Genomic DNA, 16784 nt, shown 5'->3' with positions numbered 1-16784 from the left:
ATAAAGCTGGAAATCAAGACTGGTGTCCTCTGCTAAATGCACAATGAGTATAATCAGGGAATCATTTATTATCTGGACAGCACGACATTCTGAACCAGCAAACGCCGCAAGTATCGCATCTTCTGATATTGTGATTTCATCTAATGTGGCTGAGGTATAAATGAAAGTAGAATCCGGATAATCTACAACCAGCCAGTCAGGCCCAAAACCCAGTCCATTTGCTATCAACAACACTTGATCATTAGCTATTATAGTGTTGTTTGCCATAATTTCTATTGTGCAGTATTCTGAACCGAGCCAGTTTCCTGGAGCAGTGATAGTGATCAGGCTATCTGCCAGGGTCTGAATAGAGAAGTGCTCACATTCTTCAGCAATAATCGAGAATTGCCGGGGAAGATTACCGGAAAATTCTGAGATTGGGAAAGTAATGGTCTCTGAGGCAGCCAATGAAATTGTTTGAGGTAAATATATATAGGGCTGCACTCTATCGAGCAATTGCTGATAGATAATATCCGAAACCGGGTAATTTAGCTCGCGGAAACGTTGTCTGAGATCAAGGTCAAAGGCATAAGAGATAGCAGCCGTCATTAGAGTAGCCCGGAAACTGTCCGCCTGAGGGGAATCTTCGTTCTGAGCAAATGAATCTGCCATTTCCTGATCAAAAGTAGCCAGAAGACGCATCATTCTCTGGAGCGGAATACGGTAACCCATATCATTCAATTCTGTCTGTTCCATAAAGACATAAGCAGCAGACATAAAGGTGTATAGCGTTTCATCATTCGCTGTGAAGGGATCATTCCAGGTTTCAAAGGTGAGAGGATTCAGAAGCCAGGAATTAGTGTCAGGATCATAAATGCCATCGCAATACCAGTCATACATTCTTCGAAGCAGCGAGGCTGACGCTTCACCACTTTGCTGAATATTGAGAGCAATCTCAAAAGGAATATTATAAAATTCATAATTATTAAGCAGCACCGCAATCGTCACATGCTGAAATATTTGTGCCATAATCTCAGAATAAAGGCAATTTGCCGGTCCATCTATTTTACCGCCGTAATAGTAATCAGCCGGAAAGTTAAGCGTGAAATTATGTCCCATCTCATGACATAAGGAAGACCATTGGATATTTACACCCAGCGAGGCATCATTTGCACCAAAACACACCGGATCAAGATACCAAAGACTGTATAGCCCCATAGCACCAGCATCCTTCATCACAACCTGATGGAAACTGCCATCCGGGGCATAGACATCATTGTTACAGAGATCATACTGGATATAGGCAGAAGTAGTGAGCACGGATTCTATCTGGGAACGGGTCATATTTGTGAATGTATTATCCTCAAAAAATGAAAGCGTTTCACCTGAACCGTATTCTGGCATACGACTGCCAAACTGGATAGCATGATCCGGGATAGTAACCTGCACAAATGGGTCATTAATACCGATATTTTCATTGAAGGCTTCATTTATAACTACCAAACTGCTTGTGAGTGGCTGATTATTATTGAAGCCATTGGAATAATGAGCAGTAACCTGGATCAGGTAATTAGTATCAAGGTTTTGATATGTGTGGTAGCAGGGGAAAAATGCTGTCTGCTGCGTATCATCACCCCAATCCCAGGTAAGAGAGTCAGGAGAGCCATGCACCCAGCCATTGATGAAAACCTGGTTTTCTTCTGGAATTATATAATCAATATTGATTTGTAATTGAAGTCCATTACCAATAATAACATCATAAAAATTGAAATTATCAAACTCATCACTAATGTAATTCACAATGAAGCTTTGTGAGATCGTGTTTTGAGAAATATCTGTAGCAGTAACAGTTATCTGATCGAAACCATAACATATTGCCGGAGGAATAATACTAAGTATATTATCTTCCTGACTGTATTCTGCATTTTGGGCATCAATCGTAAAAGAAAGCTGATCTCCATATATCAGATCTGGATCTGAAAAATAGTCCAGCAAGTCTAATTGTACCTGCTCATTAGCATTAAGAGCATATTCTGGAATCTGCCCAACGATATACGGTGGGTCGGGTACAGCAGCTACATATACCAGGAATGTATCTGAGCAGGAAAACTGCAATTCAGGACTATTCGCTTGAACAATAATATAATTATAGCCGGAAAAATCAGGCTCTGGTTGAACAAGCAGTGAATCATTATCAATGTAACAATTTATATTTTCTGCTGTGAATTGCCATTGCAGGCTTTCTGGCATCAGAGACCAGTAATTTCCTGAAATATCCCAGTATTGGTCATCATCTTCCTGTACAACAAAAGAAGCAGGAAAATCAAGAGTGATACCACCAGTAACTCTCCCAGTAAGCTGAGTAAACAGTTCATCATTTATTGGAAAAGCCAAATCAGTGAAATGTTCCCGCAGATCAGCACTAAATCCATAACTAAATGCAGCTATCATCAGAGTAGCACGTACTTCTTCTGCTGCTGGTGAATTGACCGAGGCACCCCAGGCAATCTGAAGTTCAGAGTCAAAAAGCTGCAGCAGTTCCATAGTTTTTTTTATGGCAACGCGATACTCCACTTGCAGCGAATCAGCCACCACAAAGAATTCATAGGCAAGAGTCATAAAGGTATAGAGCGTTTCATCCCAGGTAGTTCCCGGATCATTCCAGCTTTCATACTGGAGTGGTTCACAATCAAACCAGGGATCATTAGGATCATCATTTCCATACAGATAGATATCCCGATTAAAGCGCAGTATTTGAAAAGACTGCTCCATGGAATCTGTGATATTACTGGCAATGCCTGCATCAAGTCCATATTGAGCACTTTCATTGATCACATAATAACCCGTGATGTGTTGAAATATCTGAGCCATTGTTTCCGAAAAAATGGCATTGGCACAACCATCAATTTTACCACCATAATAATATTCAGCGGGACTGTTCAAGGTGATATTATGCCCCATCTCGTGGAAAAAAGATGACCAGCCTATGTTGGATGCCAAAGTGGAAGCACTTACCCCAAAAGCTACCGGGGAAGTGTACCAGAGAGAATACATCCCAGCAAAATCTTCATCTTTCAGCATAAACTGATGAAAAGCATCATTAATTAGAAATATATTGTTATTAGCATAATAGTATTGCAAACTGGCAGCCAGAGAAAGCATATATTCAATATCATCACGCTGCCAGAGTGAAAATTCGTCATCAGAAAAACCTTCCAGACCCTGCGGAATACCATAACCTGGCATCCTGCTGCTTAAAAGAATACTGGTTTCAGGTATATATACTAAGAGATCTTCATTAAGCGGTACTGGATTTATCTGAATAGCAGTGAAACGCAGATATTTCTCTTTGGAATATTCATAATAGCCATTATATCCTTGGGGGTAGCTGGCAGTTACGGTTAATAAATAATCCTGCTGTAGATCCTGATAAATATGAGCATTTGGGAAAAAACCGTATTCCACCGGACTGCCATCACCCCAATCCCAGGCAAGCTGCTCGGGAGAGCCTTCAATGTATCCGGTGATTTCCACAAATCCTGTTTCCAGCACCTGCTCATTGATTGAAAGATTGAGCTGAATACTCTGATCATTGATATATGGTGAATAGGAGAAATCCTGTGCTAAGAGGCTTGTGACAAATAATACTATTATACAAATTATACATTTTTTCATATTTTAGATAAAAAAAAGAGCAGACCGCAAAGAACGCAAGTCTGCTCCTACATTTGTTATTATACTACTTCATCAAGATAACTTTTTGAGTAGTCGATTCATTATCAGTTTGCAGTCTCATAAAATATACACCAGAAGCCTGATTTGCAGCATTCCAGGTGACACTGTGAACACCAGTATTAAAATGATCATTAACCAGTTCAGCTACTTTCTGTCCGCGGACATTATAGATATTAATGGCAACATCAGAAGCCTGGGCGAGTTCAAAACTGATAGTAGTTTCAGGATTGAATGGATTAGGATATGCTCCATTTAAGCGAGTAGAAACAGGAATATAGCTCTCAAATTCAAAGAAGATATCTTCCCCCGGAGCAGTAGTTATACTTGCATCAAGCTCAGTTACGCTACCGTTGTGAAATAATTTGAAGTGAACTGCTTCAGGTTCTTCACCATTGATGACCAATGATACATAACCATTAGTGATCTCTGTTACTGCCCGGCATTCTCCATCTACAAAGGCACCAATCTGACCATTCATGAGGTCAATATGAGCATAAGCACAGGTGCTATTTGTATAAATCACAGGATTCCAGTAGTAATTGTGTTCAGTAGTATTTACAGCACTTCTGGCAGCTTCAGGATAGTGGAATATCAGGTCAGTATTTACATTTACCCAGTAACCGTTTGTTGGTTCTAAAAATTCAAGAGTATTAAAGGTAGAAGGTAACAACGGATCATAACTTTCCATAATACTTTTCACTTTTACCAATTGGGAATTATTGATCAATATGGCAAAGGCATATTCAACAGCATACGCTTCTTGAGGAATGAATGCAACAAGATTCCAGCCGGATGAAAGGTCAATATCTGTACTAACTGCCAAAGGAGTACCACTAAGCTCTAAAGTAACCAGTGCATCAACATTGATCCAATATGCTTTTCCATTATCAATAGTTGATAATGTATTAAAAGTAGATGGAAGATCAGGATCATAACTTTCCAGAATACTTTTCACTTTAACCAGATTATCCATAATAGGAGCTAGAACTACTTCAATTGAATCATTTACAATTGTGATATTAGAACTCCACAGATTCCAGCCAGGATTAAGATCTGCTGAAATAGTAGTATCTACAGACCAGACAAGTTCGTCCATAGTGGCATCCAGATACCAGGGTGTATAGTCCACAGGCTTAGCAGGTGTCCAGGTAGTATCAGGAGCAATTGGAGCAGTTAGGTCAACAATATTATCTAAAGGATATATATCACCCCACCAGTTATAAGTGGCATCGAGCGTATCACCAGTAAGCATAGAACTCTGGTTCCAGATATTAACTTCGCGGCTATCTCCAAATGAGTTTTCAGAAATAGTCACAGTACCAAAACAGTCATGCTGCAAATTAATAGTAGAGAGACCATCATAACTCATACCTGTGAAAATGTTGCCGGTTACATTGATATTGCCGGTATTAACAAATTCTATAGAGCGAACAGTATCAGCGAAAGTATTTTCGACAATATTTGCATTTCCACCATCAAAGAAAATGGCTGCAAAAGAAGGGCTTACCATTTCACCAAAAGTATTACCAGTAATAGTAATTAAACCAAACTGATTGGATTCATTTTCAATTGAACGAGCACAACCTTCAATAACATTATCCTGGATTGTATTATCAAAATCTCCACCAGTGCTTACAGAAATACCATAAGGGCGGACATTATATAGACTATCTGGATGAGATCCCTCTATCAGCAGTGAATATGTAGGTAAATCAATATCATTATCATTCACCAGGATTCCATATGAACTATTTCCAATCAAAAAGCCATAAAGCAGATATTCCTGAGTGGATGAAATTGAATTACCTGTAAATGTACAATCAATAGACGAACCGCTGCTTATTCCCCACTTGGTGAATTCAGAAACTGTATTATTTTGAATTAGCATATTCACACTATTAGATATATTGATTGAACCAGCATTATTGGTAAAAGTATTTCCACTTACTTCACCGCCATTAGAATCATGACAAATAATCGCTGTACCATAACTTGTACCATCTTCAATATTGAAGCCTTCCACTGTATTATTATAGAAATACGCCGTCAGGTTTTCCCAGAAGAAAACACCATATTTGATTGGGTTATCTACGCTGTTCTGAATATTCAAGTTTTGAATTGTTACTACAATAGCATCATTCGCATTATCACCGCGAACAATCAAAAGACTATTGGCAGAACCAAAATCTGTAGGTGGAGTAAGTATTGCATTTCCCTCTCCCTGCAATACTAAATTCTTTTCGATCAGAATAGTTCCAGCATAAGTTCCTTCTGGAACTATGACTGTATCGCCATCAGCAGCGCGATCAATGGCATCCTGAATAGTTTCATCACCTGTAACAGTAATAATTTCAGCTCCCAGAGCTAAAAAAGCAAACAGTGTAATAAGTAAAATTACTTTTTTCATATTTCACCTCTCCAAAGTATTTTTATATAATCCATAAAATATTAATGCAAGTCTTATTCCAAACCGTGAGGAATACATCACACAATTCATATTTCATTATTTTTATATAATTTACGCTGTCTTCATCCTGAAAATGATCAATTTGATATAATTCTTCAGCTGTTTTTCAGGCGAAAACGTGTAATAATGGGCGAAAACGCTATTCATCATGCTCGAAATCATACTTTTTTATTCGTCGTTTAAGTGCATCTCGGGAAATACCTAATAATTTTGCTGCATTTATTCTGTGACCGTTTGACTGCTTCAAGGCTTTTTCGATCAATTTCCTTTCATGATAGTCTAAATTTAGATTATCAGAATCAATATCATCCCCAGATTCCGAAGGTAAAAAATATAAGTCTACCATCATCAAGACATTATCATCCCTGATGATTATCATAGCTCTTTCTATCATATTCTTCATTTCCCTCACATTTCCGGGAAAGGAGTAAAGGCGAAGTTGAGAAATTACACTTTTATCAATTCTGGGAAGTTTCTTTTTAAACTTCCTGGCATAGAATTTCAAGTAATGTGAAAAGAGAAGATCAATATCTTCCTTTCTCTCCCTTAAAGGCTGCAATTGCATGGTAAATGTATTCAGTCTATGCAAAAGATCATTACGAATACTATGTCCCGAGATCATTTCCTGAATAGACTGGTTAGTTGCAGATAAAATCCGAACTTTCACCTTTTTCTTTTTGGAAGAACCCACTGGCATAATCTCACCTTCTTCAATCACACGCAGGAGCTTTACCTGCATATTCAACGGCATATCAGCGATTTCATCCAAGAACAGGGTAGAACCATTAGCAAGTTCAAAATAACCCTGTTTGTTTTCCGTAGCTCCAGTGAACGCCCCCTTCACATGTCCGAAAAACTCGCTTTCCAGTAAATTCTCAGGAATGGCACTGCAATTAACTGCGATAATTGGCTTTTTATGAAGTGGACTACCATAATGGATAAGTTTTGCTACGATCTCCTTTCCCGTACCACTTTCACCTGTTATCATTACATTGGTTTCTATATATGGAGCAATCAGGCAAATATCCTTTTTAATATCTCTGATATGATTGCTTACACCAATAAAATTCTGCTGTATTTTGTGATATTCAAGATCGTTAATTGTACTGGTCTGCCTACTCACCTGATTGAGCTGCTGTCTAACAATGTGATATCTTTTAGTTCTTTCCACTGCAATAAGTAAATCCTTGGGTTTAAATGGTTTAATTAGATAATCAAATGCTCCGTAACGCATCGCCTGAATAACAGTATTCATGTCACCATGCCCAGAAATCATGATTACAGATAATTCTGGAAACTTGCCTTCAAGCTCCTGCAATAAACTCATACCGTCTTTGCCAGGCAGCCTGATATCAAGAATTAAAATATCTATTGATTTTTCAACTATAAATTCATCTATATTGTCAGCTCTCTCCAGAGTATATACAGAATATTCTTCTAATTTCAAGAATCTGGCAATTTCCATCAGGATACCACGGTTATCATCCACTATCAATATTTTTTCACGATTCATCTATCTCTCCATTTACGGATATATATGGTAATTTTATCACAAATTCACACCATTTTCCTTTCTCACTGAATACCTGAATATCTCCCTTCATTTCTTTGACAACATTATAAATTATTGAAAGCCCCAGTCCAGTGCTATCTTCCTGAGTACGATTACTATAGAACGGCAGAAATATTTTATTTAGATTTTCGGATTCAATTCCTATTCCATTATCTTTGACTTTAATAATGACATATTGAGTATCAAAATATGTAGTTATCAGCACTTCTCTTTGAGATCGTATTTCTTTGAGAGAGGTTATAGCATTACTGATCAGGTTAATAATTATTTCATCAAATCTTATCCGGCTGCCTTTCAGGTAAATTTTATTCTCTGAATATTTTTTTATAATATTTATATTATTATTGTGAATCTGAGTCAAATTCCACTTCAGTGCTTCATCAATTCTATTATTCAATTCAAAGAGTTCGCTGAACGATGTACTTTGAGAGGTATAAGATAAAATTTTCTGGATAAAATCTGTTAATCGGTCCATGCTTTCCTGCAAATGATTAACTTTTATCAATAATGTATTTTGATCAAGTTTATTTTCTTGCAGATTACGAATCAGGTTTTCCATCGTAAAGGTGATAGTAGTTAATGGCTGATTTATCTCATGGGCTATTCCAGCTGTCATTATTCCCAAACTTGCCATTTTCTCGTTTAAGATCAATTGACTTTTCAATTCTTCCTGATACGTGATATCCATAATTGAGAGACAAAAATAATTTACTTTGTCGATTATAATTGGGAAGACTTTGAATTTCATTATTTTCTGGATAGTAGCTTCAAATTGGATTTCATTACCAAAGTCCTCTGTAAGCTTCTGCCAGATAAGAGTACCATCACCGGATACTATCCGTTCAATAACTTGCCGGATATCATTTCCAATCACATCCTCACTAGCAAGTAGTGATATATGTTCTGCTTCTGCGTTCCAATCGCTGATCTTGTAATTAGTATCAACTATAACCAACCCTTCCCGGATTTGACTGAATATGCTCCTAAATCTAACTTCATTATCCTGAAGCTGTTTCTTGAGTTCAATAAAACGAAGATTTTTGATTATCTGCGTGCCAAACTGCTGGATACCAGGAATAAGCTGCGGAATGTTTTTTCCGATATTATGCTTACCTCTGATCCTGATAAAACCTTGTAGATAATCATTGTTAATGGGAACATTCTGAATTACCTGGGCATCACCTGATAACTGATTATCAGTCTTTTCATAATCACCAATCTTAACCGTTATCTCGATATTTTTAGTTTCTTCAAATACCAGTCTTAAAAGATCAATAACCCAATTCACAAGTCCTTCGATACTCTCAGTTTCTGATTCATCAAAATTTATTAATTCATTTCTGATATTCAACATTTTGGTGATACTGCTTATATGTTTCTGCTGCTCTTCAATTAGTTTTTTCTTCTTAATATTCAATCTGATATATAGAAAAATTATGCTTGATAATAATATCGCAAAAGCTATTGAGAAATAGATTATATCGTGCTCTCGCTGCCGGCGAACACTAATGATTTCATGGAGTTTCCTGATCTCAAGTTTCTTCTCTGCCAAACTTTGTCTACTCACAGTTCGCACCACATCAAGCTTGTGCTCAGCATCCAATACACTATCCTGACAAACTCCAAATTTCCGTTCAAATTCCAGACTTAACTGATAATTCCCTGCTGATTCATGAAAGTCTGCCATAGTTCGATAATATTCCCTGAGAATAGGGTAATTATGAGCTTTTGAGGGAAGCGGTTCTATCTCTGTGAGTTGCACCCGACTCTGATCAAGCTGCCCTTGTTCCAGATAAAATCGTCCTAACAAAGCACCGTACAACAACTGTTGATTTAGGAAATTGTGCTCCTGAAAATAGTTGTAAGCAAGTGAAAGGTACTTTTTCTCTAATTCTGGTTTCTGAGTGTGTTTGCCCAATTCTATTAAATTTTGATAACATAATTCAATAATCTTGATATCTGAATGCTGGATTGCTGTCTTTAGAGCTTTCTGGGTATATTGCTCTGCCAGTTTATAATTATGCAGTCGGTTTTCCAAAATCCCATAATTGAGATAATACTGCCTCCAATCAGATTCAGTAACTTCACTAACCAACAAAATCTGTTGTAAATCATCTAAGAATTCCCGGGCTTTATCATACTCTTCTGTATATATATAACAGTTACAAATATTATTGTACAATTTCCATAGTGGAAATTCCACTTTATATTTCAACAATAACTCAATTGCCTTTTCATAGCATTTCACTGCTTCATCGTATTCGATAAACCTGTTTTGATATATATAACCTAAATAAAAATAGGAACTTACAGTAAGTGCATAATCTTTGATATCATAGCTGAGCTCTAAAGCTTCATAGAGGGTGGAAAAACTGTTGTTCCCAAGCTTGTCATATTCCCGGTTCTGAATATAGAAATTACCACGGTTTAATTTGTTCTTAATGATTTCTTCATTTGCAGACACTTTCTCAAAGAGTTCAGTAGATTTCCTGATATTTGGTAAGAATTCATCAGAATTGTTAACCAGCAGATTATATAGAGCATAATATCTGTAGGCTATTCCTGCAAGGTAATTATCATCAGTAATTTCTGCTTCCCTGATCAAATTATCAATCTCTGTCTTGAATTCTGTCAATTTCACTTGATCAGTCCTGCTTTGCTCCAAACTCTGATACATTTTTCTGATTTCCCTTACAGAGTCAGAATCAGAAAGTGTTGCCCAGAGATTTGCTGAAACAAACAGCAAGACCACCCAAACACAGATTTTATTCTTCATTTAGTAAGTTTGTGTTTTTGGTACAGCAAGTCAATCATTATCTCTGTTTACTCAATTGGGAATTCATCAATGATCCCCATATAATATCTTAATACCAGAGAAGCATCGAAAGCTTCAACTGCGTCATTTCCATCTACATCAGCGCAATCAATTCGCCATTCTTCCCAGGGCAGAGGAGCAAAAGGTTCAGGATCAAGTCCCGCAAAATACATCAATATCAGAGAGGCGTCATAAGCCTCCACAATACCATTATTATCTATATCTCCCAAAATATATTCATTCATACTGCTGATTAGATACTCATACATCGCATCATCAATAGGGAAATTTAACCCACTGAATTCCTCTCTTAAATCCTGATTAAATCCATAAGAAATTGCCGTTACCATCAGAGTTGATCTAAAAATTCCTGCCTCAGGGTCATCCTGCCACTGATTCCATAAAGAATGTAATTCCTCATCCCATAATTGCAATAATGCACACATCCTTTGCAGGGGTATTCTATAGCCGGATTCTGTATATTCTCCATCAATATTAGCCTCTGCGTGCAGGCAAAATCTATAGGCAAGAGTCATAAAAGTCGGCAAAGTTTCATCATAAGATGGCGTACCCGTATCATTCCAGGCACAGAAATTCATTCCTTCATTAATATACTGTTCATAAAAGCTTCGCATTATCCCAATTGCTGATATTGCCGAGTTTTCTACTTCAAAAGACAGATCAACTGGTATGCCATATTCGTTTTCATCTCCCAGACAACTATTAAGTATCTCATAAGCTGCTGAGTGCTGAAATATCTGTGCCATCGTCTCAGAATATATACAATTGGCAGGTCCATCAGATTTGCCTCCATAAAAATATTCTGCTGGCATATTCAAAGTCACGTTATGCCCCATTTCATGAAAAAATGAGGACCACTGGATAGAGCTGCCAATTCCATAATCGCCGGATTGAAAACTTACCGGGCGCGTAAACCATAGCGAACTCATACCCCCAAAATTCGGGTTTCGCAGCAAAACCTGGTTAAAACCGTCATTAGTCAAAAAGACATCGCCATTCACAAAATCAAATTCAATATCTGCACAAACGGAAAGTATATATTCAATCACTGAGCGGTTATAAATGGTAAAGAAGCTATCATCAAAAAAAGTCAAACCTGCCGGTAATCCAAAGCCGGGAACGGTTTCTAACGGAATCATTGTCTCCGGAATAGTTACTTCTGTAATTGCCGGTAATTCAATGAAATTATCTTCAGAAACTTCTACATATCTTACCAATACACTGCTTTGGGCTGGCTGATTATTATTATACCCATTATTATACAATGCTGTAACTTCAACAATATAATTCTGTGTTATATCTTCATAATGATGTGTTTGAGGGAAAAACCCGGATGTGTTTGTATTATCGCCCCAGTCCCATTCTATAGTATAAGGATATCCAGAAACACCTCCACTAACCGTAACATTGCCATATTCATCCATTTCAGTGACATTTAAGGACAGTGTGGAAATACTGCCAAACAGATATTCCTTAAAATTAAAATACTCCTGGTTTGTATTTCCCGGAATCTGAATCTGAAAAACTGAGCTGAGCACAGTGTTTCCGGAGAAATCATTAACCTCCAACCAATAGTAATATGTACAAAATTCCATAACAGGTAATTCATCAGTAAAATCATAATTAACAATTTCATTACTATTCCCACTCCCAGGTATTAATTCAGAATTTATTGTCTGGGCAGTGCTGATATTATTGATCTCTGATCTGTAGATATTCCAGCCTGAATTATCATTTTCAGATAATGTAAACCACTCGATCAGAACATTATCTGTCTCTAACTGGTATGTAGCAGTTATTTCACCATATTCGCAGATAGGCGTTATTTCATCTCCCAGAACAAATTCAATCTGGTAAGTTCCGGCAGCCGCCGAACTGCAACCATCCACGATTAGGAAATAATTACCATTATTTAGTGATAGATCAGTCAATGATGAAAGCATATCATCTGCATTTGTATCATACTCCACAGCATTATCATAATCAGGCTCATTCGTATTATAATATAAAGCTATCTGAGTATCGAAATCTGCTTCTACTATATTTATATTCAGTAACTGATTAAAATTTTCATCTATATTAAAAGAATATACTATGTCCTTGTAATCTTCTCCATAAGGCAATGAATAATAATCATGAAAAGCCTCGGTATCCTGGCTATCAAAAAAATCTCCTGAACTTAGCTCAATTTCAATTGCACCGGCAATTACATCACCAAACTGCATTAATGAACCAAGCTCTTCGTCCCGATACCAGGGAAAATATTCTACTTTGTCAGAAATAAAAAAACCATCTCCGGTAGGATTAGTATAATGACTTGGTCCGTGTTCACTACCCCAGTAATTAAACCTTGCATCTATCTCCTCAACCTGTTGATTTCGCAGCATGCTGGAACCCATATTCAAGAATACATTCTCGTGGATCGTAACTGATTGTGACGGTGAAGGCTGGATTTCTATAAAATTATAAGTTGCACCACTTAAAACATTATCATTGATCACGACATCACCTGCCCCATTAACTTCTATCGGTCTATCAATAGCACCCGATTCTGTGGTGATCGTATTATTGCTGATATTGACATTAGCTTCAGATATAACTCGTATCCCTCCCCAACGTGAATTTACAATCGTGAAACCGGAAAAACCTGCAGTGATATTACCCGCAAATTTTACTGCCCAGTATTGAAAGCTATTTATCATACCACCTGATAATACCGGCTGGTCTATTCCAATAATTTGTATGTCTTTATCAATATAAAGATTTTCTTGATAATACCCTTCATAAACATAGATATTATCACCATTCTCCGCCGCCTGTATTGCCGCACCAATCTCCTGGAACTCCTCTCCTGAGCCAACATATAAGTCAGTAGCACAAAGACTGCCAGCTATAATGACGAATATTAATAAAAGTAAAGTTCCTCTCAATATCTCTCCTTTTTACAACATTGTTCATATTCCACAATCCCCGGTTTTACGGATTACACGCTGAGAACAAGAGTTTTGAACAGTACTCTGGGCAAGACTTTTGGACGACCTGTCAACTACCCAGTTACCAATTCAAGTAATGTAAATAAACCCGACAATCCAGCCTGATATTAATTCAATCTCCCATTCATCAATCATTTCCTGCGTACACGACCATCCTGGTCTGGATTACATTCAAATCCAATCCAGAGCTGGAAGCTCTGGTTACGCAAAACCCCTGAACGGTACTCCCAGCCTGATATTACATTAATCTCCCGTTTATCAAGTCGTCCCGAAGTCCAGCCCGGATTACCGTTCAAAACTCCTGTACTAATCTGCGAAACCTGAGCTAATTATTAGCCACCAGTTAAAAAACTGGTGGCTAATGATATAATCACCTAACTTCATCTTCTATATTCACGAGTTCGGTCATTCTGAAGTCCAGTCTTCGACTCACGTCTCACACGATTCACGTCTCACGACTCCCTTTACTTCAACAGAATCATCTTGCCTGTTTCCACTGTATTAGCGTAGTTCATTACAGCAAAATATATTCCTGATGATACTAATCTTCCCTGGCTATCATTACCATCCCATACCAGATTGATTACCTGATCCACTTCACTATCGCTGATTTCTCGATTACATAGTTCTCGTACCTTCTGTCCCTTTAAATTGAAGATATCTACCTTCACTTGTCCCGGACTTTCCAGACAGAAACTGATTGTTGTCTGAGGATTGAATGGATTGGGATAATTTCCCAGCAGTCCATAAGTTAATGGAACATCTGGAGATTGCCCATCATCCCCACCAGGAATTTGGAGAGCGATTGGACCAAATTTATCCGTATCACCCGAGTAACTTACACTTTCCAGCCAGTAATAGTATTTTTGTTCCCCTACTACTTCATACTGGTCTTCAAAACGATAGTTAGTGGCGTTTGATGATGAACCTGCGCCACTTATTATCTCAGCATTGATTTTCTGTGAGCTATTAATATCTTCTTCAGTATTCCTGTAAATATTCCAACCACTGTTACCATTTTCACTCATTGTTGTCCACAGCAGTACAGGTATTTTCTCCTGTAAGGTGGCTGTAAATGAAGAAAGGGTTACTGGGAGAAGAGCATCTTCACCTCCGGCAGGAACATATTCACTAATAGCTTCATCTCTGCTGCCTGATGAAAAATAGGGTATGTTAGAGAATACAATACTGTTACCCTCATAATTCTTCACGACTCCTGCTATATCTTCCAGATCTTCCCACTCTGAAGTGTAATTGTTTCTTCGCAATATCGTCAAACCAAACATATTGTAGATAGTCATACCAGTTAAATCAAATTCCATGTCAAATGTACCTACATTGCCCGCAGATGAAGCAATCTGCCAATATCGCTCAGAACTGACTGTCATTATGTCACCAGGCAGATTACCATAGGTGGAGGGCTGACAACTGAACCGGGCAGCAGCAATTGTTGTTGCTGCATGATTGCCTGTAAATGCCATTTCCAGATTAGCAGTTGGTAATTCAATTGGGGCAGTAATATTCTCACCTACTTCTTCTTCTACTTCCTCTGGTGGATTTACCGTATTATCTATCAGTCGCTCATACCAGTAATTGCTGATGGGAAAACCTAAGGCAGCAAATTCACTGCGCAAGTCCTGATCTACTCCATAAGATATTGCTGCGACCATAAATGTCGAACGGAAAGTTGCTCCATCACTCGAATTTACTGAAGAATCATACTCATCATGCAATTCTTCATCAAATTGCTGTAATACACTCATCAATCTTTGAACTGGGACTTTATAAGCATCTACATCATAATCTGAACCAGTGGTTGCTTCCACTTTCTCTATGAATTTATAGGCTAATTTCATGAAGGTCTCCAGCGTCTCATCCACTCCGGTAGTGCTGGGATCATTCCAACTGCAGAAAGAATCATAATCTGCTGCTCCGCTTTTCAATGTCATAAATGAACTTTCCAAGCTGCTACGAATCTCATCTTTCAATGCTACATCAAATCCATAATCTCCATTCACGATCTCATAACCTGCGGCATGGGCAAATACCTGTGCCAGTGTCTCAGACAATATGGCATTGGCATTACCATCCGTCTTACCTCCAAACCAGTAATCTGCAGGTGAATTCAAAGTAAAATTATGCCCCATCTCATGGAAGAATGAAGACCAGCTAATTGAACTTCCATCTATTGCATCATCCCCGGCAATAAAGGCAATAGGATCTGTGTACCATAATGATGACATGCCTGTGCCGGCATCTCCATTACGAAGTAAAACATGAGGGAAACCGCTGTTAAAACCGGGAGGACTAATACTTATTATATCATTATTTGCCAGTTCTTTTTCTGTAACTGCAGCCACACCAAGCACATATTCGATGTTTGTTCTGGTGATCGTGTTATCTGTGAAATAACTGCTGCCAAATGGATCATAACTTGTGCTTCCAGAACCTAATCGAGCATTACTTAGAAATGTAGATGAACTGGGAATTGTTACCGTAAGGTTAGTGGGAATTGTTATTGGAGATGTTATTACTATGTTATTAAATCTGATCACGAACTCAGCAGAAACTGAAGGTGTTCCATCATTCCAGGAAGCTACTACTTCACCCAGATAATTTAGACTGGTGTTGCTATATGTATGACTTGCATTAAAGAAGCTGGAAGAAGTCTCACCATCACCCCAATACCAGGTTAACTGATTGGGTGCTCCAGACACTCCGCCACCACAGCTTACTTGACCTGAAACATCATCAACTGATAAAATACTTACACTAATAGTATTTGTATTGGTGTCATTTACCAGTCCGGCATAATTAAATGCTTTATCATAGCCAATGGTATATTCCTTAAATGCAGTGACGCCTGTAACTGACCAGACACTACTATTCCGGGTAGCTCCGGCTACAGATTCCCAGGAACTGTCAACAGCATCATCTCGGCACATCAGGATTGAATTTCCCAATGTTGTTATTCCTATAATTCCAGTCATATCAAAGTCCAAATCTCCTGTCACACTGCCAGTTTCCTCACAACCCCACACTACTGCAGTACGTGAATTGAACCCGTCAGGATAGCGTTCACCAGTAAATTTCTGCAGTAATGCTGTCTTACTACCATACACATATCCCTCCAGATAATTTGAGGATCCCGCACCTGTCAGCGTTACTGTCATTTCAGCATCACTTTCTCCAATCTCTGTG

7 protein-coding genes are annotated in these 16784 nt (G+C 38.0%); all 7 read right to left on the bottom strand.

The annotated features are described in order from the left end of the window. The coding region (locus tag RAO94_13475; GenBank protein MDP8323351.1) for a hypothetical protein at nucleotides 1–3654 on the bottom strand (3654 nt) is incomplete at its 3' end. 64 nt (nucleotides 3655–3718) lie between these two features. Next, entirely contained in the window at nucleotides 3719–6121 is a 2403-nt protein-coding gene (locus tag RAO94_13470) for a right-handed parallel beta-helix repeat-containing protein (protein ID MDP8323350.1), read from the bottom strand. Between the two features lie 199 nt (nucleotides 6122–6320). Continuing rightward, on the bottom strand, nucleotides 6321–7694 hold the full coding sequence (locus RAO94_13465) for a sigma-54 dependent transcriptional regulator (protein MDP8323349.1): 1374 nt from the start codon (nucleotides 7692–7694) through the stop codon (nucleotides 6321–6323). Further along, a complete protein-coding gene (locus tag RAO94_13460; protein MDP8323348.1) occupies nucleotides 7684–10530 on the bottom strand; it encodes an ATP-binding protein in 2847 nt (948 codons plus the stop codon). The genes RAO94_13465 and RAO94_13460 overlap by 11 nt, the downstream gene beginning before the upstream one ends. Before the next feature lie 47 nt (nucleotides 10531–10577). Then, nucleotides 10578–13520 carry a hypothetical protein gene (locus tag RAO94_13455; protein MDP8323347.1) on the bottom strand — a complete coding sequence of 981 codons (2943 nt, stop codon included), beginning with the start codon at nucleotides 13518–13520 and terminating at the stop codon, nucleotides 10578–10580. Nucleotides 13521–13714: 194 nt separating this feature from the next. Beyond that, nucleotides 13715–13879 (bottom strand): hypothetical protein, encoded by a 165-nt coding sequence (locus RAO94_13450; GenBank protein ID MDP8323346.1) that lies wholly within the window; start codon nucleotides 13877–13879, stop codon nucleotides 13715–13717. A gap of 168 nt (nucleotides 13880–14047) precedes the next feature. Further along, a partial coding sequence (locus RAO94_13445) for a T9SS type A sorting domain-containing protein (GenBank protein MDP8323345.1) occupies nucleotides 14048–16784 on the bottom strand: 2737 nt, incomplete at its 5' end.

Origin of the sequence: Candidatus Stygibacter australis (genome assembly GCA_030765845.1) — a bacterium.
GTDB lineage: Bacteria > Cloacimonadota > Cloacimonadia > Cloacimonadales > TCS61 > Stygibacter > Stygibacter australis.
Note: the sequence above shows the minus strand (reverse complement) of the source record. Positions and strands in the feature narration are given on the sequence as shown.